Genomic DNA, 20,979 nt, shown 5'->3' with positions numbered 1-20,979 from the left:
AATCGCTCAAGGGAGCTGACGATCATGTTCAAACCAAAAGAAACCAGCCTTGTTAAAGGCAAGAATGCAATGGTTCAAAGCCTTTGCGCGCATTTGGAAAAAGAAGACCAGGACCTGTCGTCCTTCGTTCAAACCACACTTGACATGGACAGCGTTCTGCACCGCTTGGGCCTGTACGAGCGACATGAAACATTGACGTCCCGGATCTCGTGGTGGCCGGTTGTTTCCGTTGTCGGGCTGTATAGTGCAGGCAAGTCAACAGCTATTAATGATTTGCTTGGTGTGACGGTTCAAAAGACCGGCAAGCAGGCTGTTGATGATAAGTTCACCGTCATTTGTTACGGGCAAAAACAGATGGATTTGCCGGGCACGGCTCTGATGAATGACGGGCGGCTTCCGTTTTATCGGATGTCTGACGAAATTGAAAAGGTCGCGCCAGGTGAGGGTCTACTGACCGACAAGTTCCTTGCTCTTAAGGCGGTTAACTCCGACGTGCTGAAGGGGTTAGTGCTTGTCGACAGCCCGGGTTTTGACGCCGATGAAGAGCGGGCCAGCAAATTGCGACTGGTTGACCACATTCTCGATTTGTCTGATCTCGTTCTTGTGTTGTGCGACGCCAACAAGGTTGAGTCTGGCGTGATGAAAAACACGCTTGAACATCTGGTTCGTAAATCGCATCGGCGTAGTGACTCACACAAATTCTGCTACATTCTGAACCAGATTGACGTCACTGCGAAGGACAACAATCTGGAGGAGGTTGTGGCAGCTTGGCAGCGTTCAATGTCGTCGACGGAACAAACATCGAGCCGGTTCTATCTGACCTATAGTGAGTCCGCGCGCATTGACATTCAGGACCCTGACGTGGCCGCACGTCTGAAGAGTATCCGGGACCGGGATATGGGCGACCTGCGCAAAGCAATTAACAAGCTTCGCGATGTCCGTGGGTATCACATTGCCCGGACAATTGAGGCGGTGGAGAAAGTCCTGTCAAATGACGTCGGGCAGACCCTGGAACGCCGTATCAATGCATGGCGGAAACTGACAAACATTTGTACGATTGCGGCTGGGACTGCGGGGCTGATTACATTGACTGCCGTTGCCAGCATCGTCCCGGAACTTCTGGCCTTGTTCATTGAGCAAGCTGCGGTCGCCTTTGGAGTTTGCGCTGTCGTTGCTTTCGCTTCTCATTGGTATATTGGCGGCTTGGTCGCCGCTCGGTTGGCCAAGAACCTTCCTGAAAAATACAGTGAGTTCGACCTGAACGTTCGAGCCGCATTCCTTCGCCGAGCGCGCGGTCTGGCCTTCCTGCGTAAGGGGCCGCAAGTTATGACGGGAAAAGTCGTGGATAAGGTTGGAGCCATCCAGAACAAGGTTTCAGCACTGGTTCAGGAATTGAATGACCGATTTGCGTCACCGACGGGAAAAGCCAGTCGCAAGCCAGTCAAAGACGTCAAGCATGCAGTAAGGGCTTAATTGACCCCGGCTCTTCCCAAATGAGGCATTGAATATGAGTGAACTGTCGTCGGCCGTTATGGGTTCCATCGAAAACCTGATGCTTGTTCAGCGTGAGCACCTGATTTCACGCTATAGTAACGCTATGGAAGCCCTTGGCTTGCCTAGAACTCGTCTTTCCTCATTCCATATTGATGCAACCGGATTTTCGCCGGAGATCGCTGAAGAGCTCGGAAATCGGCAGTACCTGAACGCGTTTGGGGTGAACCGAAAGTACATCTTGTTGGCTATCGAGCAACAGAACCTGGCTGTCTTGGATGCTCACTTCACCACGACCCCGTGGATGATGCGAGAGTTCATTTCCTTGAATGAAAAGGCCCTTTTTAACCTGACGGCGAAGGACGCCGTTTTCGGGGAGTTGGACAACAAGACATACCGAATTGACTCACTTGATGACCTGCTTTCGATGAAAACGGTCACCTTCAGCGTTCACACACCGTCCGGTCTTGTCGATGGCGCGGCGAGGTTAAAGACACTGGCGACGGATGTGCGTGAGTCCAGTGAAAGCTGGAATGATGAAGCTAAGCTCCTTGAGATGGTGAAGCTGGCCAAGAAACTGGGGGATGTCGAAAGTAATGACTGTCTGCCCGAGCATGTTGTGTTTGACAAAGGGAACTTCTACTCTCGGCATCTTGGTGGGCTGTATCTGTTCGATGTTAAAGACGGTATTGCGTTGATCCACGAAGACCCAAATTTCAATTGTCCGGCGACATGGAAAGGAAAGACGCTTTATCCGATCGATATGCGTGATAAGGATGCCCTGATGCAGTTCCTCGTGAATTACGATTTTATTGAAATTCCAAATATGGATTTCCTGCAAAAGAACAAAGCGGCGCTTCAGACCCGGCTTGAAGGGTTGCTTTTTGCTCATCTTGCAGAAGCAAAGCCGAATATGGATCTATCGGGCTTCACCTTTGCTGCGAACAAGCATCACATTTATGAGCAGTTTTCGTTTTTGCCAAAGGCGTTTCATACACTGAACTCGATGCTTAAACACATCGACAATGGAGTTTCCTGGGAAGATGACACTATGGGCGCGACGTGTTTGGCTTACACGACAAATGCGATGCCCGGTCGCGATAATGCTCTTGTTAATCACCTGCTTTCAAGGCTGACTCCGGCCGACTATGTTCGTTGTTATCACTACAACCCGGATTTATTCCAAGAGCGATTTGGCGAACTGCCTCCATCGGGCAAAGAATACGTGCTTTCTGTGGTTGTTAAGAAATACGAAACTGTGGATCATGATACCGGGGAAATCGTGGTTAAAGGGGTGTCGGAGGAAAGTGATACCCGGACCAGCTCTGTGACAAAAGGCCTAATTGGGCTGCTCCGTCCGTGGTAATTGGTGGCTTGTATGTACTTGGCTTTCATTCTGAACGATACCCAGCGTCAGGCGGTGGAACTTGAGTTCCCGGCCCCAATTCCGTTGGTTCACTGCCACACTCATGTGACAGTGCGTATGAGTGTGGGGGATGGAACTCCCCCATCTCGAGTCCCTGCCCGCCTTGATGTTGTCGGCCGACTGACAACCGATAGTCATGATGTTCTCATCGTGGCCGTCGACGGCGAAATCGAGCGCCCGGACGGCCTTATCTACCACATCACAAACGCGATGAAGGCGGACCCGGGTGCTCGCAAGTTCCATTCAAACGAGGTGATAGCAGATGCTATTGAGTCCGATGGGCTACAGTCTCTTTGGAACCTTAAAACTGCGGTCACAATTGGTGACCAAGTAATGTCCTTGGTGAAAGGGCTGAAGCAACATCGAAAAAGAAAAGGGCCTAAAAAGGACAACCCGAACGAAATCGTGGGCAAGTTCGACATTAACGACGCACTTGTGGCGGAGACAAATTTCAATGGACGCTACTTGAGAGTTGAAGTGTTCGATAGGCAGGGTGAGCGGCTTGCCCTGAAGGTGTACGACCGCGTGCCTGGATGCGGTGTCGTGGAAAAGAGTTTCGTAGCTCCTGGCACCAGTATGGAGGCTCTGATCGAGCGCTATGGCGGTTCCGATGCGGATCAGACTTGCGGAGACAGGAAAACGAGTAATGGCGTCCCGAAGCCGATGTAGGGACGCCATTTCGGCTTGACCGGCGACGTTGCCACCGAAATCAAGGCATCAAGGCCGCATCGTTGTCCGGCAAGGAGAGAGAGGAACAATCGGTTACCCACTGCGCCACCAATTCATCTATTACCTCATCCACATTGGGTGGGGTAATAATTCGGGAGGTGGCGCTATCGGAAGCAATCCGTGTGCAGTCAGCACCTTCGCGCACCATCTCATGGCAAACCATCGATAGGAAAACATAGCCCAGTCTCTGGTAAACTTGCTCATTGGAGGCGCCATCTCCCACATCGTGGGGTAGCGACTGAGAAACCCCAAACTCTATGCTATCATTCTCCAGAGGCGTTACAGTGATTTTCAGTGTCCCGTAAAGGTGACCCAGTTTGCTCGACAGATTGATGCCGCTAAACCCGAAATCGTTCTCCATCTCGTCATCGGTTTCGGGGCGCTCCCACATGCTAACGGAAATATCGTGTGTCGCGTTCTGCAACGACACCAGCACTTTCTCCAGCGCGGCGTTCAATTTCACGAGAACATTCTGTACGTTGCGGATCATATGGATCGCGACCGCTTTCTTATCATCGGTGTCAGGCATGCCTGCCGCCGCATCGGAATAAAACACCTGCATAAGGTCCAGCGGTTTAACGTCATTCGTATAATCAGCCACTTATCGGTATACCTTGTTCCCATCAACTTGCTGTGACAATAGCCTCCTGCCATGAGTGGAACAAGTTTTCTTTTCCATTGCTGACGCCAAAGATTTCAGAAAGGAAAATGTTGACGGGCAAAGCAAACATGATAGGCTGGTGCTCATTATATAGAATATGTCCTTTTGTTAAGGAGGTCTAAATGGCACACGCGTGGATTATCAGCAATTCTCCCTATATTGTTGGATTTAACCTTACTCAGGCCGAAGAAATCCTTTTAATTCATGCCTTGAACGTTGTTACATCTGATAGTCACGGAAAAAGTGATCCTCAATTGGTACAGTTCGAACGCTGGTTTTTTGAGGAAGGGAAAGGTGTCAGTGAGCAGGCTATTGCTCGGATTAATTCATTACTGAAAGCGGTTGGGAAAGATAAGCTGGAGTTCCATCCCTTCCCGTCTGGTAGTGAACCCTACATGAAACGGCGCGGCGAGGATAAATGTGAAGAAAGGCGGGTGTTGCGGTCACGCCTTAAGGGAATTGAAGTCGACCTTCTCCTGGCTGAGGCGCGTGATAAACATCAATGCCTCAATCATGATAATCCAATTTCGGAGCATGACTGGGAAGTCCAAAAGGATTTCTTCCGCTCGTATTATGACCGTCATGGCTTGAAAGATTTCTCTCATGACAATTCATTAACAGATGGAGAGCGGAAGCGGCGAATGGCGGCGCTTGCCAATGCCACCAAACAGTCCGCAAGTACCACCAATAAACAAACCCATAATAAAACAGATGTGCCCCCAGGCATGGGGGAGCAACCAATTGTCGCTAACGATGACGCTCTGAAATATATGCATAGCGACGCTCTTGCCAATGCTCAGCCATTTGGGCCACCCACCGGGGAAGCACTGGCAGAAATCGAAGCCGCCCGGCAGAAAAGAAGCTCCAACGCTCCAAGCGAAAGCGCCCACGGCACAAAGGCCTCAAAGCCAGGGCCTGCCGTTGATGTCCTGCTCCGGATTGAACAGATTCTCATGACTATCAACGCGAGCCTTGGTGGTATTCATAACGAAATTGCGACTTTGAATCAGCGTATGTCCAGCGTTGAACAAAGCCAGGCGGAAATCCGGCACATCGCTGGCTATCAGAAGTGAAGCCATCTTAAGTTTGATTGTGCATGCCAGTAAGTGTCTTGTCGGGCCCTAGTTTTGTGGGCCCGACCACACCAATCCTCTCTCAAAGCGCCCTTTCTCAGCTGCCTTCTTGTCCCTGGCGCTGAATACTTCTTCTTCCGTAATTCCACCTTGCTTAGCTATGTGCAAGACGACCTCGAGCACATCTGCAAACTCGTTCACATCGCTGTAATCCGTATCGGCAAGCTCGCCGAACTCTTCATGAAGTTTACGGATTGCCATCTGCCGCAGGCTTTCCGGGTTTTCCTCGATACGCAACTCGGCGGCTGGAATTCGGTCACTCAGTAAGTCTCGGACTAGTTTCTCTGCCATTTGGTTGGGTCTCCTATCTTTTACGGGTTCCTGAGGATAAAGACGGCGTCAGCGTCGGGCTTGAGGGCATAGAGCTCCGGGTACTTGTCAATGTGTATTGCTCTTGCCTCCCGGTTCTTCGCGACTGCGGGGGTCTTCGCTTCCCACTGTTCAAGTGTTCGGGTCAAACGTCCGTCGCGCTGAAGCAGTCGATCTGCAATGTCTACAACAAGTCCGTTTGGCATGGCTTCAGGCCTGACCTTCAGGATGTAATCAAGGGCTTCCTGTTCTCTTCCGGGTCCCAGCCGATCAGAGGCAATGGCGTACGCGAGCGCAGTTGACCGCCGAATTCCTGCTACACAATGAATGAGCATTTTCGATTCAGCATGCTCCCGTCCGAATGAGAGTGCTTCAGATACGACTTCTTCGGTTGCTTGCCACAGATGGGGGCAATCCTCGTCTACGTCTTCAAATCGCAGGATAAGGTGATCTTGGCGGTGCGGCCCATGGAACCGAACTCTGGAGCTGACTTTCATCAATGGGTCTTCGCAAGTCAATACGGCATCAAACAGTCTCTTATGCCGCCTAGCTTGTTGAATACTGCCAATGGCCAACCCGGGCTCTGTGAGTCGTGGCAAAGGGGTGGATGCCCATCTGTTTTTCATGCGATTCCCATTTTTCTTCCAAATACAGGAATACTGATGTTAGCCTAAAGGAAAGAGTTGCGCTATTGGCTAAATTCAATCAGAACTTTCGGTTCTGAATGCGCAGCGCTCTTATAAAGGGGAAATCGATTGAGCACTCATGGAACGGTTCTGCGTAGGCATTGGACTTCTGGTCGGCGCCAAGTTGGATTTGGCCTGCTTGAACTGTCTGTTGCGATTGGTATCTTTGCTCTTTTAATTGTGGGTGCCTACGCTGCGTACCTGTCGATTACTCATGCACAGCGGGCTCGGGATTTCGAAAAAGTCATCACGCAAATTACATCAAGTATCGGTGATTTGTACAAGGGCCAGGCTGGCTTTGATGAAATTTCGCCACAGGTGCTCGCTTCGGCCGGAGGCGTGGCGTCAAAGTTCGTTCGTAATCGTGGAACGCTTTCAGAGATCGTCGTCGCGGACAGTGCACTGATTGACATATTCCCCGACGCGCTTGGCCAACGGTATGTTCTCGTCGCAAGCCAGTTAAATGAGGATTTATGCGTAGCCGCTGCAAGGATGAATATGAAGGACAGGTTGGACCAAGTGTTTGTTGGCAGCAATGACCGCTCGGTATTTATTGAAGGTCGGCCGCTAACCCTTGAAGAAGCCATAGCCGTTTGCTCAGAGTCGACCAATAGTACAGTGGGTTTTTCGGGCAGGCTTTATGAAGGTAGCATCGTTGCATGGATTCTCCGGTAGATGCCACCACCCTTCCTTATGCGAAAAGCGCCCCTAGCATGGGGGCGCTTTTTTGGGCCTACGCGGTTCCCTAGGCTGCCAGATATTCCTGGAGTTGTTCCTCTTGGGATAGCGCGGCGCGATGTTCCTGTATCGTTGGTGTGTTGAAGCGCGCGCGAGGATTGGAACAGAGGCAGCACTGACAATCTTTCAGAGTGTCGCGGTGAGTTTTGGCCCAAGCGCGACGTGCCTCCTCGACAGAAGCCCATGAAGTCAGTCCCTGTTGACGCTGCCCTTTTGTGTCTTTCGTTTTCACACGATCCCTGTTGAGGTCTGGCTCGCCGAACAGATGATTGCTGTTTGCATAATTCAAGGCTTTCGCCTCCATGCGCTTCCTGTGATGAATGCGTTTTGCCCTCTTGGGCTCAACAAAGGATTGATGATAAACGTCGACATCGAACATCGCATTTCTCCTTTTTTTCATAGCCACTTCATTATAGCGCTCAGCATTTAAAAGAAAACATTAATCGTCACTAATAATGTTGACAAGCATAGGTTTGGGCTTATTATTCCCCTGACCCTATAACAGGAGGTTCGCATGGAAAAGGTCGACGAAGCTATCGACGCATTGCGCAAGCTGGTTTCAAGCCACGTTGCGGCCGTTGTAACCCATTTGCCTGACGGTCGGAAAGAATTCCGCTGTTTTGCAACTTTGGTCGCAAGGAACGTTTACGCAATGGGTCACGGCGTCTTCGCAAACTCCAACGTTATCTACATGGCCTATCGGAACCTGCACTTGCATTCCGTCGGTCCTGATGGGCAGATCTCGAACGACGGGGTTCGGGTTTCCACAGTCTATCGGGCCCCGCTGGGCGAAGTTTCATTACTATCGCCGGTCAGCAAGGTGGCGGAAAGCTTTGACCTTCCGCACGCATCTATGACCTGGTTTGCTTCGTCGCGTAATGCAGCACTGTCGGTTCCTTTTTTCAGCTCTGCGGTAGAAAGAGAGCTCGACAGTATCCAGTTTCAAACTGTCGTCTGTGGCTTTGTTCTCGGTGACTTTTCTGAGTTTCAGGTATCGCTCCCCCGTGATGCCAGCCGTACGACGCACGTTCGGGAATTCACTCTCGCGGGGTTTGCGGCTGATTGCGGCTACCTGTCTTCCCAAGACGTTGGAATGCCAGCATTCACCGAGAACAATCAGGTGGCGGGTGTTCTCGTCGGATGTGAGGTCGGCGCTGAACAGAAAATCGGAGTGTTTCTGCCAATGAGTTTCCTTTCACCCCTCGTGGAATATTTCAACAGCGTGCGCCTTTCGACGCGTTACGATCAATCGTCCCCCTCCACCCGCTTCTTTGCTCCAGAGTATGAGTTTTAGCATGGATATGCTTGACACCCTTGCCATTTTGTTTCTGGCCGTTGTTACCATCGGTTGGTTGAATGAGCGTTTCCTGAAGCTGCAAAATGAAATCGGCCTCCTACTCGTGGCATTGATTGCGACGAGCAGTGTGGGCGCGCTTGATGTGGTCAATCCTCATTGGACCATTTGGGAAAATTTACAGGAATTTACCACCAGCATCGATTTCTATGCGGTGGTTATGGTTTGGATGTTACCATTTCTGCTGTTCGGTGATGCATTGCATACCTCGGTCGGCCCCCTCCTCGCGCGCAAATGGACAATTGCATTGCTCGCCTTGGTGGGCACCCTGTTAACCACAGCCATTATCGGAACATCGATGTGGTATGTTTTGAACAACTGGCTGGGCGTTGAGCTTCCATTCTTAACAGCGCTTGTCTTTGGTGCAATCGTTAGCCCGACAGACCCAATTGCTGTCATCGCTATCCTCAAGAAGCACGCTGTGCCCGAGACCCTGGAAGCAAAGGTCGCCGGGGAAAGCCTCTTCAATGATGGTATCGGTGTCGTTGTGTTCGTGGTTCTGGTGCAGATTGCCTTTGCCAAAGAAGCAAGCATCTCTCCTGCACATATTGCAGAGCTGTTTTTTGTTGAGGCTATCGGCGGCATCGTCCTGGGGGGCATTCTTGGATACGGGGCCTATCGATGGACCAAGACCTCAAATCAGCACAATTGGGAAGTCTTGCTCACAGTCACCCTTGTGTTTGTTCTCAGTTCATTTGCGCGCGTCCTTCATGTCAGCGCCCCTCTTGGGAGTGTGATTGCCGGGCTATTCATCGGTAATCATGGGCAAAAATACGGAATGGTCGAAAACACCCGGCTCTATCTGCATAAGTTCTGGGAGGTCGTCCATACCGGTCTAATCGGTATGCTTTTTCTGCTTATTGGGGTCGAAGTCTTTGCCATCGACCACGGCACGACCGCTTTATTGGCGACAGGGATTGCGATTGTGGTGGCACTGGTCGCGCGCTTTATTGTGGTCGCAGGAGTGCTTGGCACTCTCTCAATCGGGTCTCACCAGTACACCCCGGGGGCTATCCCAGTGTTGACGTGGGGTGGTGTCCATGGCGGGATTTCTGTGGCGTTGGCTCTGGCTTTGCCGGAAAACCCGTTCAAGCAACTTCTTTTGACAATGGCCTATGGTGTGGTGGTGTTTAGCATCGTGGTCCAAGGATTGACGATGGACAGGGTCATCAAGCGATTTGTCCCTCAAAGCTCGGCAAGTTCGAAAGGGAATACTGATGTTTGACTTTCTGCTGTCGGCCGCGCCGGTGACACTGGTGTTCGTCGTATTTCTGATCGTTGTCATTCTCCCTCCCCGGCGAGCCGCCGCGCGCTTACGCAAGAGGGTCCTGGCGCTGCACGGAGGTGACCGTGTGCTCTTGAAGGACGGCCTCCTTGGCACTGTAATCACTAGAAACCGGGAAGCTCTCAACATCAAGATTGACGACGGTCCTTGTTTGAGCGTGCAAGTGAGTGCCGTCGAGAAAGTTGTTTCTGGTTCCGGGAGCGTGGCATGAAGGTTCTCACCTCATCGGTTCAAGCAGTCGAAGATTTGGTATCCTTCTTGACCAGAAATGGGCGGATGCCTTTTCTGGTTTTGGGCCTTATGCCAGAGGGAGAATTCCATCACAAATTCCCACGGAAACCCAAATTCTCAGACGGCATCAGATATGAGAGCATCCCTATGGGTGACACGGACACGGAAATTCCGTTGCTCCGCGGTGGGAGTGTGATGCCACCATCCAAGGAAGATGCGGCCGCCATTCTCGCCCTGGCAAGAGAGGTCATGCAAGTGGCCCCGTCAGCGACGGTTGTCATTCATTGCAATATGGGGGTCAGTCGAAGTGTTGCCGCGGCAGCTCTTTTTCGAGCTGTTGAATTCGGCCCTGGCCGGGAGGCTGATATTCCGTCACAGCTTCGAAAGGACGCGGGTCTTGAAGATTTTGAAGATCTGTCTCCCCTGGCAATTCTTATTCGCTATGGTGACGAACTGCTGGAGCGCGACGGTCGGTTGGTCGCCGCGCTGCTAAGTGACCGTTAGGGCTGGAAGGTTCCATCCTGGGTCATGCCCCCATCCCGCCAGCAACGTTCGACAACAATGAATGTCAAACCTTCTGAAGTAACTGCCGCTTCGAACGCATCAACGGCGCGCTTGCCATGTTCTATCGCTTCTTCTCGGGTGTTGAACCTGTAGTTTGCGATGAATGCTTCGTCGCGCGCTGACGGCAGACGGTCCGTCATCTCCATTACTCTTGAAAGGTCTCTCCCCACTGGTTCTCCATCACGGAACACGCCCCACCGGATTACAGGTTTGCGCTCGCTATCCAATCCGGGAACTTTCCGAACAGTGATAAGGGGTCGACCGTTATCCCGGGTGGCAAGAGTGAACTCCGATGCCAAAGCCAGTAGCTCGGTCAGCGTGGCATCTGCATTGTTTTGGTCGCTCATAATGATGGATTTTTCCCTGCTTCCAAAGTTCTGATGGCAGATGTCAGCATATCGATGCTTTTGTGATAACGTTGCTGAAGGCGCTCAATTCGTCGGATGTCCGATGGCTTTGTCAACTGGCTGTTTCGTTCGGCGCAGCTATTGTGCCGGTTGTCCGCCAGCTTCACTTTCATTGCCGAGATGTTCCCGCTGTCAATGATTCCCTGAATTTTCTCGAGGTACATCTTCTCGCGGTGTGTCCGGATGGCCTCCGCACTGAACCATGACGGCGCAACCCAGGACGATTTCCGGGTCAGAAGTTCGACAATTTCAACGACATCACGTGGAACACCCAAGGCGCGCAGATCTTCCCGAACAAGCGGTCGTTTGCCTTTTGCCCCGTCATCAATTGAGCAATCTTCGATCGTGTCGTGTAGCCAGGCTGCCATTCGTTCCGTTTCGGTTGCCTCTGGACCAAGATTATCGTGAACTGCCTCAAGGTGACCGGTGTAGGGCTTCCCCGCCAGGTCTTTCTGGTGCTTATGCAGCTCTTTGGCCAAGGCTACGACATCATCAAAGCTGGCCACCGGTTCGCTCAGTTCCAGATTGTGTCCATCGAAAACCTCCAAGCCGACCGGGACTCCACGGCCAGCCGACACGGCTTCCTTCAACGGCTGTTCGCCCAGGAAACACATCGCTAGCTGCATGCGACTGGGGAAAATCATATCCACGCTACGGTCATTTTCGTCTTCGAGATCAAGCCAACCCCAGTAATCGGGAGTCTGATGGATCGGAGAGCAAATCCGAACGGTTACAGGTACCGCATTTCCCTTGGAGATGCACATTTCTGTTTGCATTGCGGTCGGATAGATGTGCCGGAACATCGGATGCGTGTCGCGGCGGGCCGCATACATTTCAAACTGTGTTTCCATTGGCGAATACCTTCATACTGTTGACAATAAGAATAGCTGGAACTGACGCAAGGGAGAAGCCCATATTGCACCATTAATTAATTAATGTTGACAATAAGAGAAATAGGGGTAAAATCGGCCTTGCCGAGGGGTGCGCCCTCAGTAAATTGCAAGGAGAGTTCCATGGAAACGAAGTCGTGGGCAGTAAAATCGAACACTTTTGGAAGAGAGTATCAGATATCAGGATCTGATATCAAGGATGCAATCCTTTCGAACTTTGAAACCATTTCCAAGCATGCAAAGATTCCAGGCACGGCGAAGGTTAACAAGGTTACTGTTGTCTTCCAGCCGATGATTTTGAAAAGTCAGGGCGGCGTTGAACTAACCGTTGACTATTCCTCCGCCGGACGAAGCGAGCAGGCGGTGGTTTGGGTGCATGCATCGCCTAATGATATGCCGGATGGTCCGTTGAACCTGTCTGACGCCTTCAAGTAGGTAATTTCCTTTGTGTGACGAGAGTTTTCCAATATAATCGGGGCGACCGAAAGGAAAACTAGCTCCATCTTGAGGAAAACAGATGAATTGCGTCATTCTTGAAACGCCATACATGTATCGTCACGACGATCCATGCGAAAGACTATTGGGCCAACTGCGCAACATCACTTATGGGCGTCTGGCCATGAATGATTGTGTTGTTAATCATGGAGAGTCCCCCTATGGGTCTCACCTGCTTCTCACGCAACCTTTCGTGCTCAATGATGACGAGCCACGTGAACGCGAGCTTGGAATTAACGCTGGTTTCCAATGGCATGATAGAGCCGATTATTCGGTTTTCTACGTCGATTTGGGAATCTCTTCGGGGATGGAGCGAGGCATCAGCAATGTCGAGCAGAAAGGTGTCGCTGCCATTCGTCGGAACCTTCCTGGTTGGGAGAACGCATGCAACGAGACACCTCGTGAAACCCTGACCAGGTTGGGCCTCTATACCGATGTAGAGCTTGATGCCATTCTCACCTTCAGCGTCGAAGCGAACCCAGCAGCGGCGCTCGCAGGTTTTAAGTAAGAAACCCCAGCGAACAAAGAAAACCCCATCCAGAATTGGATGGGGTTTGATTTTATACAGCGTGTATTGAGAGATTTCGTCGGCAGTTAGCCGATATTCACACCATAGTCAGTTGCGACTTTGGCGAGGCCACCGGCATAGCCCTGCCCGATCGCCTTGAAGCGCCATTCGCCATCGCGACGGTAGAGCTCGGCAAAGATCATTGCGGTTTCAACAGAGGCATCTTCCGACAGGTCATAGCGGGCAATTTCGGTGCCGTTGTCGGCATCAACGAGACGGATATATGCTTTGTCCACCTGGCCAAATGCCTGGCCGCGGGCTTCCGCCTGGTCAATTGTCACAACGAACGAGAGTTTTTCGATGTCGGCGGCCAGACCTTCAAGTTTCACTTTGATGGTTTCATCGTCGCCATCGCCATCGCCGGTACGGTTGTCGCCCGAATGTTCAACAGCGCCTTCGGCACCGATTTTCGAGTTATAGAATACGAAGTCGCCTTCACCGCGAACTTTGCCATCGGCACCGAGCAGGAAGACGCTGGCATCCAGATCGAACATCGTGCCATCGGTTTTGCGCGGGTCCCAGCCGAGACCAACGAGAACATTTTTGAGGCCCGGTGCTTCTTTCGCCAGCGATACGTTCTGGCCTTTTACGAGACTTACAGCCATTGTGGCTCTCCTTTAGTGATGGTGCGCGCTTTTGTGCGCGTGGGACACAGAGACAGACCGTCGCCTGTGTTAATTTTCAACGGTGAGGCCGTAACTGACGACCAGTGCGGCCAGTCCACCATTGATACCTTGTCCGACAGCCTTGAAGCGCCAATCGCCATCACGACGATACAGCTCTCCGAAAATCATGGCAGTTTCGTGCAGGCCATCGGAAGTCAGATCGAACCGTGCAATTTCGGTGTCGGTATTTTTGTCAACAAGGCGAATGAACGCATTGCGGACCTGTCCGAATGTAAGGTCGGTTCCATGCTGGTCGTGGATCGACACCACAATCGGCAGGCGTTCGATAGCTGTGTCGATTTGGGTCAACTTGATGTCGATTTTCTCATCGTCACCATCGCCAGCACCGGTGCGGTTGTCACCGTGGTGAACGACGGTTCGGCTTTTGTTGGTCAGGTTGCCGTAGAAAACGAAGTCATCCTCGGTGCGGCATTTGCCACTGCCACCCAGAAGGAACACACTGGCATCCAGATCCGCCTGAACCTGGACGCCATTTTGACTGGGTTCGTCCCAACCCAAGCCAATGGTGACCTCGTTGAGGTTTGGAGCTTCCTTGCGGAGAGAAATGCCTTCTCCTTTATTCAGCTTTACGGCCATTTCTTTTATCCTTTCCGATGGCGATTTTTCTTACTCTTGGGGTGTGAGGTTCGCGGAGATGTTCTTCTCCGCTCTTCCTTCTGAATCAGATTGCTGATATCAACATCGTCTTCATCTCTCTCAAGCCGCTGAATGGTCATGGAGGCAAACCTCGCAATCAATTCACCTGCGGTTTGAAGCGGGCGAGCTGTTCGGACGGGCTTTTCCATAGCGAGCTCCAGCGGCTTGAGGGCTAGTTATTCAGCGGCACCAGTTTTTTGCTCGGCGGCTTCGTCTGACTGATCATCGTCCTGTGATGGGAAGATGATGGAGGCAATAACGCCGACGGCGAGTGTACCGAGAACGATTGCAAGGCTTACATTCGGGTCAATCGTGAACCCGGGCCAGCCGAACATGTGATTGGCTGCGCTGATGGTCAATTTGAACGCGATGAAGAACAGCAGTACGATGATAGCCTTTTCGAGGTGGCCCATGTATCGCTGCAAAGCATCCAGAACAAAGTACATCGACCGAAGACCCAGGATGGCGAACATCATGGCCGAATAGACCAGAAGCGGGTCTTTTGTGACCGCGATGACGGCCGGTACGCTGTCAAAGGCGAACAGGACATCCGAGAATTCGATGCAAACTAAGCAAAGGAACATCGGTGTCGCATAGAAGGCCGCGCGCCGAACTACGGACATCCCTTGGTTTTCCGGCTTCGCAAGTTCCGCATCAACCGTTTTCTTTGATGCAAAGAAATTGTGACCAATGAGCTTCGGGACAACCGGGACAATGCGTTGCGTCCAACGAACAGAGAAATGGTTCGAATAGTCGGTAATGCTGTCATCGTCGTCGCCGCCACTTAGCATTTTGTATGCCGTGAAGGCGATAATTCCAGCAAAGACAAACTCAACCCACGGGCCCAGGGCATATAGTGCGGCACCACCGACTACAAAGACCAGTCGGAAGAGGATGGCACCAATGATGCCCCAATACAGGATGCGGTGACGGTAGGCTTCTGGAATGCTGAATGCATTGAAAATGGCGATAAAGACCATCAGATTGTCAACGCTGAGCACTTTCTCGAGCGCGTAACCCGAGATAAACAGTGAAGCTTTTTCTTCGCCATAGGTGTATCCGAGATAACCGGCAAATCCCAGTGAGACGAGCACCCAAAGGAGTGACCAGGCCAGCGCGTCTTTCAAGCTGACAGGCTTATCCTTGCGGTGGGCAAACAAATCAATTCCGACAAACAGAAGTACCAAGCCAACAAACAGGGCAATCGTTGTCGCCGAGTATCCAAGCGTACCTTCAATCATTACAAACTACTTTCAAACCAAAGTGTCATGCCAACAAAAACGATGATCGTCGTCACCAAGTCAAAAAGCGTACCTTCGGTCATTTCAAATTACCCTCTTTGGGGAGTGGTCACCCCACTCCCCGAGTTGGCTTCCGAGGTTCGACCTACAGGTCAAACAGGCTCGGGTCGATTTTCATCTGCACACACATGTCTTTGACGGCTTTCTTCTCGTTGTCGTCAAAGTTGCCGTCAGCAGTGCCAAGGATGATGACGAAACGAACCAGAGCCATGCACTGCTGTTCGTTTCCCGCGATTTTCCCCACCTGTTCAAGGACTTGGAGCCTTCCGAAAATGTTGTCATCGGTGATCTTCTGAACATATTCGTTGAAGTGACCGATGATTTCGGATGCCTTGAAGACCTTGAGTTCGTCCGAGGTTTCCATGCGGCGAATAATCGCCGTCTTTTCTTCGGGCGATACTGTTCCGTCGGCACAGGCAACAAGTGCTGCGGCAGCGGCATTCGCAATCATGAAGTCACGATTGGCGAACTTCTTGTAGTCCGTGACGACTGTTGCACGTGCTTCGGTAGCAAAGTCCTTGATACGGTTCCAGAGCGACATGGCGCGGACCCCTTTTGTTGGAGGTTACAGTGCGGCCTGAATGACCGAATTCAGATCGGCAATCGTCCGGCCGGAACCCGGCAGCCCGTGAGCTGTCATCTTCCAGCCTGTCCCATCACGGAAGACGGTGGCCATCACCATGCCGGTGGCCGACTTGCAGTCGCTATCAGAAGTCAGTGCAAACTTTGCCAGCTCTTTGCCTGCGCCAATCGCCACGTTGGGGTCGCGAGCCGCAGTATTGCTGGTGTCAACCAAGCGACAGAACGCGTTGTCAACGTCCGCAAACTTCTGACCGCGGAAGGATGAAACGGTAAAAACAAGGGTGTGCACAGAAGCTGGCAGCTTTTCAAGATCAACGCCAATTACCTCGTCATCGCCTTCGCCTTCGCCGGTGAGGTTGTCTCCGCCATGTTGGACGGCACCCCCAGCGCCGGTTTGGCGACCGAAATAGACGGTTTCGAGAAGTTTTTTGTTGGCATCAAACAGCCCAACTGAGGCATCAAGGTCAATACTGTTCGCGACGGGGGCGGTAAGTTCGGCCATTGCGCGCCTGATCCAGCCACCTTTTTTCGTCTCTTGTTCCACCTGCACGGCATCCCAGCCGAGCCCCATGACCACTTTCGTTAGCTTACCGCCATCCTGTTTGGCAAGCGAAATGCTTTGTTTCTTTGCAAGATCGACCATACGGCCCTCCTTTTGATGCGTTTGCCGACAAGGAAAATGCGGCAGTGAAGAACAAGTATTCTTTACTATTTGCTTTGTCAATAAGGAAAATACCCGAACTGATAATCCCATTCGTCTCTGACGTTAGTTTTCCTTGTTGTATTTCTTTCCGAGCAGGCTCTTACTGATATTGCGAAGCCTAAACCGCTACTCGGATTTGAAGGTTTTCCTCGCGAATTCCATAAATTTCTGCCCGCGTGACCATTTTCAAAGAAGCAGATCGGTGGGTTGCTGGCTCGCACATCGTGTTGTGCATGTTGAAAACGGCCGGGGCGTCGTCTTGGAGGATAGCGGTGGCTACCTCGAACTCTTGCTGTGACACTCCATAGAAGTGCTCGATGAGCGGAATTTGTGACGGGTGGATGGCTGTTTTGCCAAACAGGCCGTGGTCCAGATCCTGGACCACTTCACGCTTCAGTACTTCGGGATGCGCGAAGCTTTCGAACACCGGGCCGGTCAGGTTAAAGCCATGCGGCTTGAAGGTTGATGCCAAGGAAGCAATCGTGTGCCCGAGGCCGGTTTCATAGATCGTTCGCTCAGGCGACCGACGAATACCAAGAACGGAAAATAGGTCATTGCCACCAATTCGGAGCGACAGAATGCGTTCTTGCACGCCTCTCGTCAGTAGCAGGTCTCTGAGCTTCTTCATAGCGTCCTGGTCAAAGACCTCTGCTGTTTCGAGAGTTGGCATCAAATGGAATTTCTTGTCGTGGCTCGACAAGAGATCGAGATAGGTTCCAATATTGTTTGCTGTAATTTTTGGCAAAACGAACCCGTCGACATTTGATGCGCCCTCCATGCTAAGGATTTGGCCCATCACGGAAGCATTGCGAACCCGGATAAAGCGCAATTTGTTGGGTGTTTTCTTGAAGGAGGGAAGCGACTTGCGAAGGTTGTTGAGCGCAAAACGCACCTCTTCAAGGCCAATAGAATCTTCCGTGCAGAAGATCATAGACCTGACATGCGGCAGCCGCAGACCATTCGCGTGCGCCAAAATGTCATTCTTGATTGCTGGAATGTAGAGGGAGGCGCCGAGCGCTTCTGGAAGGATTTTTTGCATCTGTCTTTAGCCCTCGCCAAGTGTTTTAATGATAACGGTCGCGCGATACGGCGGTTGAAGGTTCGGGTCATGCCGAACGGTTACACCGCGCTCGTTGGCAAGTTCAATTAGGTGTGCTGTATCGGGATGGTTCTTGTCCTGCACAATGAGCGTGTCTGGAACCCGGCGAAGCAAAGAACGGGTTGATTCCCCAATGCCGGGTTTCACTCGATTGCGATCGGAGATTTGGTACTCGGACATTACCTTGTCGATAAATTCTTCGCATTCAATACTCGCCGCCTGGGGCGCACTTTGCGAAGCTTGGGGCTGCCTGCCAAAAGCAATTTGTCGGATGCACTCTGTAATGGTGTTCACGAAATCCCGTGAAATGTCGTGTTCCCGAAGGTGGTCATAATACACACAGCCATGGTAGTCGTTCGGCCCAACAAAGGCCTCGTTGAGAACGGTTCGGCTAACGAGACCTGATACGACTGCATTCAGGATAGAGCTGGGGATGAGGTAGTCCTCGCGGGAGGCCGTGTAATCTGCGACGCCTGCGAGGTCTGTAATGACCGCCAAATCATCGGGAATGCGACAATTGTACTTCGCATTGAATTTAGCGATAGCAGACTTCAGCTCGCGCGTGATGGCGCCTTTGCCGGTCCACCCGTCGACGAAAACAATGCTGCTGTCGTTGTGATTTTCCGTGATGTAGCGGAGTGCATTTTCATCAATTCCTCGGTCACGGATAATTGAAATCGAATAGTGATTCACATCGCGTGCAAGCATCGAGAGCGCGTGCTTGAGCAAAACGCCGACCGGCGTCCCGGCACGAGCGAGACTTACGAGGGTGATTTCACTACCTGGGCGGGCGGCAGACAGGCAGTTGGCCAAAGACCAGATGTCGGATGCAAACCTGTGCTTATTGCGCTCAAGCACACTCCAGAAAAACTCCATGTAGGACGTTTCCGGTGCATGTTCCGCTGAGAGCATCTCAGAGTAGTGCTGTCGTCCCGACTGGATCAGCTCTTCCTTCTCGTCTACCGGTGTTGGCGCCATGTCGATAAACTTCAAAAGGAACGTGACGTCGTCCGGCTCATAGCTTCCTGAACGTTGAATGTTCATTGATGGTATTCCTGAATTTTTGAGAAGTTTTGCGAATGAGAGGTTGGAAAAATCGCGAAATCGCAAAGTCCAATGAACTTGAGGTCAGAAAGGCTGTCCCCCATGCCAAGTGTTAGCCCGACATCACGAAGTTTGTGCTCCCACAACCAAGAGACAGCTTTGTCTTTGCCGAGATATGGCGGCAAAAATCCAAGATTGTTGTCGTTGAGATAGAGATGCCAATTGCGTGGGAGCATCCACTTGAAGCGTCGGGCAAAGTCCGCCAGTTCAACTGTGTCGTAGCTGTTATGCCTCACGCAAATGTATAGGGGCTGTCCGATGTCCCAGATGACTTGAACCTTGAGGTCGTAGTGACCGGCGGTGGCAACTCGCTTCAAATCATCGACAAGAACATCAAGATGTTCCTTGTACTTGCTGGCTTCTGCTTCTGTCCGCGCGCTCCAGTCTTCGATGAAGCGACATTGCTCATCAAGGATAAAGCCGCCAAAGGAACCAATGGAATATTCGGCATTCAAAGTCGTGGTTACTCGCTGGAGGGCCGACATCGAGCGGCCGGTAACCACAATAACCTTTCCGATGGCTTGGAGCGCGGCAAGAACGTCCATCTGTGCCGGAGACCGAAACGAATGGTGTTCCCCTGTTCGGTCGACGGACGCCGGTTGATGGTCGGACGTGACGCCACCCTTCTCAGAAAGTTTCCGTTTGCTGTTGAATAGGCAATCATCAAGATCAACAAAGGAATACGTCTGCCGTCTTACGGCGGCTGCTTCACTACCGTTACTCTTAATAGGCATGGGATGCTCCAGGAATTTCAAAAAACTCTGCTTTTAGGAAACGGAGAAGATCAGCGCTCATCGATGGCAGACCGGTTTCTGCGCTGATAATGACGCGGTCGTATTTGGCGTCTGCGACGTTGTAGACGTAGTTATCGATGCACTCGCCGTAATTGTCTCTGAAGGTAATGGCGCTCTTGACATCATTACCGACGAGAATCGGTGACCTTGTGGTCGACTGGTAGTGCACGTCGACACCGGCCTGCTCCAGGTCCTCAGCGAGGCGGAATGGGCCCCAGGCAAACTCACCGGTGCCAAGAACCAATGTTTTCTGATGCTTCCTTCCGGTAGCAAGAACTGCCGCGTTAAAGCGATAGGGGTCTGACCAGCAACCACACCGGCCATAGTCAGTCCGCAAGGTCGGTTGTTTATGTGTAAGATCCTGCCCACCCCCTGATGCCCTGTGCGGAACCAGGTGTCGCTGGTCGAACCGATAGCTCCCGCACAATAGCGACGACATATAAACGGGGACTTGGAGCGCTTTCTCAATTCCGATTTGCGCTTTTCCGTCGCTCCAGTCAGTCAAAACGCACGCGGCAACTGCCTCGATATTTGTGCAGAAGGATTTGGAGGCTTTGACGAAATTTGCAAAAGTTTTCCCGGTTGATGCCTCGTCATCCACCAACACAATAGACCTCGCCATTCTCAAGGCCTTCTGCATTTCAGGGTCCAATGGGCTATGGACGAAATGGTCCGTCGCGTGGCTATGTTCCTCCTGAAATGTAAAAGCGAGAGGAGTTCCGGTCTTATATCGAGTGGTATGAAGGAAAAAGGAATCTGAGCGGCCAGTTTGTCGTGACCATTCGTCGAATACGCCGGTTCCCAGGCATACAGCGGTTTCCGCCATACCCACAAACAGCACCGGCCCGGGGAGGCTTTTGGGGATCTTTCCGGCGAGAGTGCGGAATGTTTGTCGCATCGCCGCCGGACGCACGGGAATATGCTTTCCGAGAACACGGGATACAAACAAAAAGCCGCGCTTCAGGTTTCGTCGCCCCGCAAATCCACAAATCTTCGGCACGGCAGCGACGTCTGGTGTTCTTACCGCGAGCGTGCCCGTCGGCAATTCAACCAAAAGCTCGGCCATATCAAAGGAATGAGCAATATTCATTTTCTGTTTCTCCTTAA

At 51.8% G+C, this 20,979-nt stretch carries 27 protein-coding genes; 11 read left to right on the top strand and 16 right to left on the bottom strand.

Annotation, left to right across the window (positions count from 1 at the left end; genetic code table 11):
* Window positions 1-24: 24 nt before the first annotated feature.
* Genes TH5_RS01240 through TH5_RS01230 form a run of 3 tightly spaced genes read left to right on the top strand, consistent with a single transcriptional unit; the run spans window position 25 to window position 3,586 of the window.
* On the top strand, window positions 25-1,473 hold the full coding sequence (locus tag TH5_RS01240) for a dynamin family protein (protein WP_114120258.1): 1,449 nt from the start codon (window positions 25-27) through the stop codon (window positions 1,471-1,473).
* Between the two features lie 34 nt (window positions 1,474-1,507).
* Window positions 1,508-2,857 (top strand): DUF6638 family protein, encoded by a 1,350-nt coding sequence (locus TH5_RS01235; protein WP_114120256.1) that lies wholly within the window; start codon window positions 1,508-1,510, stop codon window positions 2,855-2,857.
* Window positions 2,858-2,869: 12 nt separating this feature from the next.
* Entirely contained in the window at window positions 2,870-3,586 is a 717-nt protein-coding gene (locus TH5_RS01230; RefSeq protein WP_114120255.1) for a hypothetical protein, read from the top strand.
* A gap of 40 nt (window positions 3,587-3,626) precedes the next feature.
* On the opposite strand, the gene TH5_RS01225 is transcribed toward TH5_RS01230, so the two are convergent.
* Window positions 3,627-4,247 (bottom strand): hypothetical protein, encoded by a 621-nt coding sequence (locus TH5_RS01225; RefSeq protein ID WP_147250019.1) that lies wholly within the window; start codon window positions 4,245-4,247, stop codon window positions 3,627-3,629.
* A gap of 182 nt (window positions 4,248-4,429) precedes the next feature.
* On the opposite strand from TH5_RS01225, the gene TH5_RS01220 reads away from it, so the two are divergent.
* On the top strand, window positions 4,430-5,380 hold the full coding sequence (locus TH5_RS01220; protein ID WP_114120252.1) for a hypothetical protein: 951 nt from the start codon (window positions 4,430-4,432) through the stop codon (window positions 5,378-5,380).
* A gap of 48 nt (window positions 5,381-5,428) precedes the next feature.
* Here TH5_RS01220 and TH5_RS01215 read toward each other — a convergent pair whose 3' ends face one another.
* The gene (locus TH5_RS01215; protein WP_097052719.1) at window positions 5,429-5,731 is read right to left on the bottom strand and encodes a nucleoside triphosphate pyrophosphohydrolase; all 303 of its coding nucleotides are present in this window, start codon (window positions 5,729-5,731) and stop codon (window positions 5,429-5,431) included.
* 20 nt (window positions 5,732-5,751) lie between these two features.
* Entirely contained in the window at window positions 5,752-6,246 is a 495-nt protein-coding gene (locus TH5_RS01210; protein WP_167443424.1) for a tyrosine protein phosphatase, read from the bottom strand.
* 258 nt (window positions 6,247-6,504) lie between these two features.
* Here TH5_RS01210 and TH5_RS01205 point away from each other — a divergent pair, with 258 nt between their 5' ends.
* Window positions 6,505-7,110 carry a prepilin-type N-terminal cleavage/methylation domain-containing protein gene (locus TH5_RS01205; RefSeq protein WP_114120249.1) on the top strand — a complete coding sequence of 202 codons (606 nt, stop codon included), beginning with the start codon at window positions 6,505-6,507 and terminating at the stop codon, window positions 7,108-7,110.
* 70 nt (window positions 7,111-7,180) lie between these two features.
* On the opposite strand, the gene TH5_RS01200 is transcribed toward TH5_RS01205, so the two are convergent.
* A complete protein-coding gene (locus TH5_RS01200; RefSeq protein ID WP_147250018.1) occupies window positions 7,181-7,552 on the bottom strand; it encodes a hypothetical protein in 372 nt (123 codons plus the stop codon).
* Between the two features lie 135 nt (window positions 7,553-7,687).
* On the opposite strand from TH5_RS01200, the gene TH5_RS01195 reads away from it, so the two are divergent.
* Genes TH5_RS01195 through TH5_RS01180 form a run of 4 tightly spaced genes read left to right on the top strand, consistent with a single transcriptional unit; the run spans window position 7,688 to window position 10,547 of the window.
* Entirely contained in the window at window positions 7,688-8,467 is a 780-nt protein-coding gene (locus TH5_RS01195; protein ID WP_114120246.1) for a hypothetical protein, read from the top strand.
* Window position 8,468: 1 nt separating this feature from the next.
* Complete coding sequence (locus TH5_RS01190; RefSeq protein WP_167443423.1) at window positions 8,469-9,752, top strand: cation:proton antiporter; 1,284 nt, start codon at window positions 8,469-8,471, stop codon at window positions 9,750-9,752.
* Window positions 9,745-10,023, top strand: coding sequence for a preprotein translocase subunit YajC (locus TH5_RS01185; RefSeq protein WP_114120242.1), 279 nt, complete (start codon window positions 9,745-9,747; stop codon window positions 10,021-10,023). Before TH5_RS01190 ends, TH5_RS01185 begins: the two co-directional genes overlap by 8 nt.
* On the top strand, window positions 10,020-10,547 hold the full coding sequence (locus TH5_RS01180) for a hypothetical protein (protein WP_114120241.1): 528 nt from the start codon (window positions 10,020-10,022) through the stop codon (window positions 10,545-10,547). The genes TH5_RS01185 and TH5_RS01180 overlap by 4 nt, the downstream gene beginning before the upstream one ends.
* Here the strand turns inward: TH5_RS01180 and TH5_RS01175 are convergent.
* Window positions 10,544-10,954 carry a hypothetical protein gene (locus TH5_RS01175; RefSeq protein ID WP_114120239.1) on the bottom strand — a complete coding sequence of 137 codons (411 nt, stop codon included), beginning with the start codon at window positions 10,952-10,954 and terminating at the stop codon, window positions 10,544-10,546. The two genes, TH5_RS01180 and TH5_RS01175, sit on opposite strands and share 4 nt — an antisense overlap.
* Window positions 10,951-11,664, bottom strand: coding sequence for a hypothetical protein (locus TH5_RS01170; RefSeq protein ID WP_147250017.1), 714 nt, complete (start codon window positions 11,662-11,664; stop codon window positions 10,951-10,953). The genes TH5_RS01175 and TH5_RS01170 overlap by 4 nt, the downstream gene beginning before the upstream one ends.
* Before the next feature lie 363 nt (window positions 11,665-12,027).
* Between TH5_RS01170 and TH5_RS01165 the strand changes: the two genes are divergently transcribed.
* Both TH5_RS01165 and TH5_RS01160 read left to right on the top strand, forming a co-directional pair.
* Window positions 12,028-12,339 carry a hypothetical protein gene (locus tag TH5_RS01165; protein ID WP_114120236.1) on the top strand — a complete coding sequence of 104 codons (312 nt, stop codon included), beginning with the start codon at window positions 12,028-12,030 and terminating at the stop codon, window positions 12,337-12,339.
* An 82-nt stretch (window positions 12,340-12,421) separates the two neighbouring features.
* A complete protein-coding gene (locus tag TH5_RS01160; protein WP_208638379.1) occupies window positions 12,422-12,907 on the top strand; it encodes a DUF7768 domain-containing protein in 486 nt (161 codons plus the stop codon).
* 86 nt (window positions 12,908-12,993) lie between these two features.
* On the opposite strand, the gene TH5_RS01155 is transcribed toward TH5_RS01160, so the two are convergent.
* From TH5_RS01155 to TH5_RS01115, 10 genes are all read right to left on the bottom strand, one after another.
* Window positions 12,994-13,572 carry a TerD family protein gene (locus TH5_RS01155; protein ID WP_114120234.1) on the bottom strand — a complete coding sequence of 193 codons (579 nt, stop codon included), beginning with the start codon at window positions 13,570-13,572 and terminating at the stop codon, window positions 12,994-12,996.
* 69 nt (window positions 13,573-13,641) lie between these two features.
* Window positions 13,642-14,229: a TerD family protein gene (locus tag TH5_RS01150; RefSeq protein WP_114120232.1), complete on the bottom strand. Its 588-nt coding sequence runs from the start codon at window positions 14,227-14,229 to the stop codon at window positions 13,642-13,644.
* Between the two features lie 5 nt (window positions 14,230-14,234).
* On the bottom strand, window positions 14,235-14,438 hold the full coding sequence (locus TH5_RS25235) for a hypothetical protein (RefSeq protein ID WP_147250016.1): 204 nt from the start codon (window positions 14,436-14,438) through the stop codon (window positions 14,235-14,237).
* Window positions 14,439-14,465: 27 nt separating this feature from the next.
* Entirely contained in the window at window positions 14,466-15,530 is a 1,065-nt protein-coding gene (locus TH5_RS01145) for a TerC/Alx family metal homeostasis membrane protein (RefSeq protein ID WP_114120230.1), read from the bottom strand.
* A 145-nt stretch (window positions 15,531-15,675) separates the two neighbouring features.
* Window positions 15,676-16,131, bottom strand: a complete 456-nt coding sequence (locus tag TH5_RS01140) for a tellurite resistance TerB family protein (protein ID WP_114120228.1) — start codon at window positions 16,129-16,131, stop codon at window positions 15,676-15,678.
* A gap of 24 nt (window positions 16,132-16,155) precedes the next feature.
* The gene (locus TH5_RS01135; protein WP_244204797.1) at window positions 16,156-16,926 is read right to left on the bottom strand and encodes a TerD family protein; all 771 of its coding nucleotides are present in this window, start codon (window positions 16,924-16,926) and stop codon (window positions 16,156-16,158) included.
* Between the two features lie 67 nt (window positions 16,927-16,993).
* Complete coding sequence (locus TH5_RS01130) at window positions 16,994-17,914, bottom strand: HpcH/HpaI aldolase/citrate lyase family protein (RefSeq protein ID WP_114120224.1); 921 nt, start codon at window positions 17,912-17,914, stop codon at window positions 16,994-16,996.
* Between the two features lie 6 nt (window positions 17,915-17,920).
* Entirely contained in the window at window positions 17,921-19,018 is a 1,098-nt protein-coding gene (locus TH5_RS01125) for a cysteine protease StiP family protein (protein ID WP_114120222.1), read from the bottom strand.
* On the bottom strand, window positions 19,015-19,812 hold the full coding sequence (locus tag TH5_RS01120) for an HAD family hydrolase (protein WP_114120221.1): 798 nt from the start codon (window positions 19,810-19,812) through the stop codon (window positions 19,015-19,017). The genes TH5_RS01125 and TH5_RS01120 overlap by 4 nt, the downstream gene beginning before the upstream one ends.
* Window positions 19,802-20,962 (bottom strand): phosphoribosyltransferase domain-containing protein, encoded by a 1,161-nt coding sequence (locus TH5_RS01115; RefSeq protein ID WP_167443422.1) that lies wholly within the window; start codon window positions 20,960-20,962, stop codon window positions 19,802-19,804. Before TH5_RS01115 ends, TH5_RS01120 begins: the two co-directional genes overlap by 11 nt.
* Window positions 20,963-20,979 lie beyond the last annotated feature (17 nt).

It is taken from the genome of Thalassospira xianhensis MCCC 1A02616, assembly GCF_003326475.1.
Taxonomy (GTDB): domain Bacteria; phylum Pseudomonadota; class Alphaproteobacteria; order Rhodospirillales; family Thalassospiraceae; genus Thalassospira; species Thalassospira xianhensis.
This window is presented reverse-complemented; position numbering and strand designations above follow the sequence as displayed.

Excerpts from the sequence above, each read along its gene's own strand:
- TH5_RS01240 (WP_114120258.1), top strand. The coding sequence starts at position 25 with ATGTTCAAACCAAAAGAAACCAGCCTTGTTAAAGGCAAGAATGCAATG.
- TH5_RS01235 (WP_114120256.1), top strand. The coding sequence starts at position 1,508 with ATGAGTGAACTGTCGTCGGCCGTTATGGGTTCCATCGAAAACCTGATG.
- TH5_RS01230 (WP_114120255.1), top strand. The coding sequence starts at position 2,870 with ATGTACTTGGCTTTCATTCTGAACGATACCCAGCGTCAGGCGGTGGAA.
- TH5_RS01220 (WP_114120252.1), top strand. The coding sequence starts at position 4,430 with ATGGCACACGCGTGGATTATCAGCAATTCTCCCTATATTGTTGGATTT.
- TH5_RS01215 (WP_097052719.1), bottom strand. The coding sequence starts at position 5,731 with ATGGCAGAGAAACTAGTCCGAGACTTACTGAGTGACCGAATTCCAGCC.
- TH5_RS01210 (WP_167443424.1), bottom strand. The coding sequence starts at position 6,246 with ATGAAAGTCAGCTCCAGAGTTCGGTTCCATGGGCCGCACCGCCAAGAT.
- TH5_RS01200 (WP_147250018.1), bottom strand. The coding sequence starts at position 7,552 with ATGTTCGATGTCGACGTTTATCATCAATCCTTTGTTGAGCCCAAGAGG.
- TH5_RS01195 (WP_114120246.1), top strand. The coding sequence starts at position 7,688 with ATGGAAAAGGTCGACGAAGCTATCGACGCATTGCGCAAGCTGGTTTCA.
- TH5_RS01190 (WP_167443423.1), top strand. The coding sequence starts at position 8,469 with ATGGATATGCTTGACACCCTTGCCATTTTGTTTCTGGCCGTTGTTACC.
- TH5_RS01185 (WP_114120242.1), top strand. The coding sequence starts at position 9,745 with ATGTTTGACTTTCTGCTGTCGGCCGCGCCGGTGACACTGGTGTTCGTC.
- TH5_RS01180 (WP_114120241.1), top strand. The coding sequence starts at position 10,020 with ATGAAGGTTCTCACCTCATCGGTTCAAGCAGTCGAAGATTTGGTATCC.
- TH5_RS01175 (WP_114120239.1), bottom strand. The coding sequence starts at position 10,954 with ATGAGCGACCAAAACAATGCAGATGCCACGCTGACCGAGCTACTGGCT.
- TH5_RS01165 (WP_114120236.1), top strand. The coding sequence starts at position 12,028 with ATGGAAACGAAGTCGTGGGCAGTAAAATCGAACACTTTTGGAAGAGAG.
- TH5_RS01160 (WP_208638379.1), top strand. The coding sequence starts at position 12,422 with ATGAATTGCGTCATTCTTGAAACGCCATACATGTATCGTCACGACGAT.
- TH5_RS01155 (WP_114120234.1), bottom strand. The coding sequence starts at position 13,572 with ATGGCTGTAAGTCTCGTAAAAGGCCAGAACGTATCGCTGGCGAAAGAA.
- TH5_RS01150 (WP_114120232.1), bottom strand. The coding sequence starts at position 14,229 with ATGGCCGTAAAGCTGAATAAAGGAGAAGGCATTTCTCTCCGCAAGGAA.
- TH5_RS25235 (WP_147250016.1), bottom strand. The coding sequence starts at position 14,438 with ATGGAAAAGCCCGTCCGAACAGCTCGCCCGCTTCAAACCGCAGGTGAA.
- TH5_RS01145 (WP_114120230.1), bottom strand. The coding sequence starts at position 15,530 with ATGATTGAAGGTACGCTTGGATACTCGGCGACAACGATTGCCCTGTTT.
- TH5_RS01140 (WP_114120228.1), bottom strand. The coding sequence starts at position 16,131 with ATGTCGCTCTGGAACCGTATCAAGGACTTTGCTACCGAAGCACGTGCA.
- TH5_RS01135 (WP_244204797.1), bottom strand. The coding sequence starts at position 16,926 with ATGGGATTATCAGTTCGGGTATTTTCCTTATTGACAAAGCAAATAGTA.
- TH5_RS01130 (WP_114120224.1), bottom strand. The coding sequence starts at position 17,914 with ATGCAAAAAATCCTTCCAGAAGCGCTCGGCGCCTCCCTCTACATTCCA.
- TH5_RS01125 (WP_114120222.1), bottom strand. The coding sequence starts at position 19,018 with ATGAACATTCAACGTTCAGGAAGCTATGAGCCGGACGACGTCACGTTC.
- TH5_RS01120 (WP_114120221.1), bottom strand. The coding sequence starts at position 19,812 with ATGCCTATTAAGAGTAACGGTAGTGAAGCAGCCGCCGTAAGACGGCAG.
- TH5_RS01115 (WP_167443422.1), bottom strand. The coding sequence starts at position 20,962 with ATGAATATTGCTCATTCCTTTGATATGGCCGAGCTTTTGGTTGAATTG.